The 2,587-nt window shown below is 67.6% G+C and carries 3 protein-coding genes; 1 reads left to right on the top strand and 2 read right to left on the bottom strand.

Annotation, left to right across the window (positions count from 1 at the left end; all coding sequences use genetic code 11):
- Window positions 1-562: ion channel (locus HUU96_RS14745; protein ID WP_174293487.1), on the top strand; the 562-nt coding region annotated here is incomplete at its 5' end.
- A gap of 63 nt (window positions 563-625) precedes the next feature.
- Here the strand turns inward: HUU96_RS14745 and HUU96_RS14740 are convergent.
- Window positions 626-1,207, bottom strand: coding sequence for a Dps family protein (locus HUU96_RS14740; protein WP_174293486.1), 582 nt, complete (start codon window positions 1,205-1,207; stop codon window positions 626-628).
- Between the two features lie 244 nt (window positions 1,208-1,451).
- Window positions 1,452-2,587: SPFH domain-containing protein (locus HUU96_RS14735; RefSeq protein WP_254605260.1), on the bottom strand; the 1,136-nt coding region annotated here is incomplete at its 5' end.

Here is a 2,587-nt window from a genome sequence, read left to right as displayed (position 1 = left end):
CGCGAGACGACGCGCTTTCGCGATCGACCTGTACATATCCGGCTGGCTGGCCGTCGAGGCGATCGCTGTCACGGCCACACTATTAGGTGCGGTGCCGCCGGGTGCCCGTGGCATCGTCCAGATCATAGCGGTCTGGCGGCTGTTCGAGATCCTGCAGGTCGTGCTAGGCGCGACGATATTCGACGCGCTGAGCGGCCGTGCGGACCACAAGGTCGCGTCGTCGACGCGCATGATCGTCCTGGCCGGGATCAACTTCGCCGAGATCATGACCATCTTCGGCCTGGTCTACGCTCTCAATCCCGGCCTGATGTCTCCCCTAGGGTCCGCCCCGAAACAGGGCTTCTATCTGAGCGCCATGACGCAGTTCACCATCGGCTACGGCGATGTCTCCCCACATGGCATCCTGAAGGCGGTCGCCGTGGCTCAGGGTTTCTCGGCGACCATATTCGTGTTCCTGGTGTTCGCGCGCATCATCTCCTCCTTCAGTCCCTTGACGAGCGTCCTTGGCCAACGGGGCGAACCGCATCCTGGTCCGACGCCCGAGAGCCGCCGCGGATCATGACGCCGGGGGAAGGGACGGAGCCGCCGGTCCGCCCTTCCCGCCCGACAGCCGTTCCGGCCGGCGTCACTTGTCCTCGCGGACCAGCGGCGTCTCGGTCAGGTGCTCGGCCAGGAACCACACCTGCGGCTCGTTGGTGCGGATGATGTTGCTCACCAGCAGGTCGTTGGTGCCGTCGTCGCCCGCGTCGTCGGCGAGGTCCGCGCCCTCGTGGCTCTGGCGCAGCACGATCTCGTGCGCCTCCAGCAGGCGCGACAGCTGCGTCGGCACGTCCTCGCGGCCCTTGGGCGGGCGCGCGATCCGGGTCGTCTCGGCGACGTCGTGCGGGGTCGCGATGCTGATCCCGCCCAGCGCCATGATCCGCTCCGCGATCAGGTCGACCAGCTTGGCCTGCTCCTCGTAATGCGCGTCGAGCAGCAGGTGGAGCTGGTAGAAGGTCGCGCCCGACATCTGCCAATGGTGCTTCTTGTACATGTCGCGCAGCATGATCGTGTCGGCCAGCACCTGGTTCAGCACGTCGATGCTCTGCTTGCGGGCGTTGTCCTCCAGCGCGAGCGGCAGCGACTTGAGCGTGCCGAACGGCTGGATCTCGCGCGGCTCGACCTTGTACTGCGGCTGGGCCGCGTCGACGGTCTTCGTCTTCGCCATGATGGTCTCCTGAATGAAGGGTTCGGCGGCCCAACGGGCGGGGTGGCCGTTTGTTCACGCGGGCCGGTTCGGGAGTGCACGCATATCCCGTAATCGATCGTTCACGCTGGTGCCGGCGAAGGCCTCACCCAAAACCGTTCGTGCTGAGCTTGTCGAAGCACCGTCTTTCTTCCCAGCGGTGGAGGAAAGAAGGACAGCCCTTCGACAGGCTCAGGGTGAACGGAAGGGGGTGGCGGAGGTCAGGTCACTCCGCCGCCACGTCCCGCTCTCCGGACCGCGCGTCGTTGGCCGGCGCAGCGAGCATCGCCTGGCCCTTTTCGGACAGCATCATGCCGATCAGCGCCTGGAGCGGGCCCGCGCCGCCTTGCCCGTCGCCGGCACCGCCCGAGTTGATCTGCACGCGCGGCACGATATCGACGCCCGATTTCTCCAGCGCCTCGGCCAGCCGCTCGACCACCTGCCGAGTCAGCTGAAACTGCGCGCCGCCGCTCGCCGCCGCCTGCTTCTCGATCGTCTCGGCGGTGGCGAGGCCGGTGCGGGTGATCCGCTCCGCCTCCGCGCCCGCCAGCGCCACCACCTTGGCCGCCTCGCCCTCGCCGGTGATGCGGGTGCGGTCGGCCTCGGCGCGCGCGAGCGTGCGGGTCTGCTCCGCCTCCTGCCCCGCGCGGCGCAGCGACGCCTTGCCCTGGTTCTCCTGCACCTGGATCTGGAGCTCGGACTCAGTGATCGCGGTCTGGCCGTGCGCGCGCGCCTCGGCCTCGCGCAGGGACTTCTCACCCTCGGCGGCGACCTTCTGCTTCTCGAACGTCGCGACGCGCTCCTCGGCGATCTGGCGCTGGCGCAGCTGGTTGAGCACCTGCTCGATCTGGTCGTTGCCCGCCGCCGCGCGCGGCGTGCCGATCAGCACTTCCTGCATCTCCAGATTGTACGCGCCGAACTTGGCGCGCATCTCGTCGCCCGCCTGCTCCTGCAGGTCCGACCGCTCCTGCAGCAGCTCGATCAGCGTCTTCTTCTGCGCGACGTTCTTGAAATACGCCGACACCATCGGGTCCAGCGTCTGCTCGACCAGCTTGCGGATGTCGCCGAACCGCTGGATGACGAGCGGGGCCTTGCGGTAGTCGATGTGGACGACGACCGACAGCGGCAGCGTCGGCTCGAACGCGTCGCGGGTGATGAGCGATACTTCGGACAGGTTCTCGTCCAGCTTGTGCTGCCCGGTCGTGTCCTGGTCCCATTTGAGGATGAAGTTGGTCGTCGGCACGATCACGATCTTGCCGGCATAGGTGTTGAACGCGTATTTGCCGGGCAGCAGCGGCTCGCCCCACACGCCGCGCGTGCCGCGCGCGACCAGCTCGCCGTGACGATAGTCCTCTCCGCTAG

This window comes from Sphingomonas bacterium, assembly GCF_903644135.1.
Lineage (GTDB): Bacteria > Pseudomonadota > Alphaproteobacteria > Sphingomonadales > Sphingomonadaceae > Sphingomonas.
Note: the sequence above shows the minus strand (reverse complement) of the source record. Positions and strands in the feature narration are given on the sequence as shown.

Excerpts from the sequence above, each read along its gene's own strand:
- HUU96_RS14740 (WP_174293486.1), bottom strand. The coding sequence starts at position 1,207 with ATGGCGAAGACGAAGACCGTCGACGCGGCCCAGCCGCAGTACAAGGTC.